The organism is Pseudomonas sp. EL_65y_Pfl2_R96, assembly GCF_963970905.1.
GTDB lineage: Bacteria > Pseudomonadota > Gammaproteobacteria > Pseudomonadales > Pseudomonadaceae > Aquipseudomonas.
Map to the genome: position 1 here is coordinate 1 of NZ_CAXAQH010000485.1, position 242 is coordinate 242.

Genomic DNA, 242 nt, shown 5'->3' on the forward strand with positions numbered 1-242 from the left:
GATGCTGGGCAAGAAAACGATGGAAGCGGAAATCCTCAAAGAGGCCGTGGAGATCGCCCGGTCGCGAAAATGGATTGCGCACTCACCCTTGTTGCCGGGGGACGACCAGTGAAGCTGGTCAGCGAATGTCTCGGTGTGGCGCGCTCGCAATTAACGGTTCGAATCAAGCAATCGGTATCGCCCAAGACACGGCGAAGCAGGCCTGTGAACGATGTAGAGCTGGTCGCTGAAATCCAGCAAGA

General features: G+C 56.6%; 1 pseudogene. It reads left to right on the plus strand.

What is annotated here, in order from left to right:
- A pseudogene (locus tag AACY49_RS31695) lies at window positions 1–242 on the plus strand (IS3 family transposase); the annotation flags it as partial.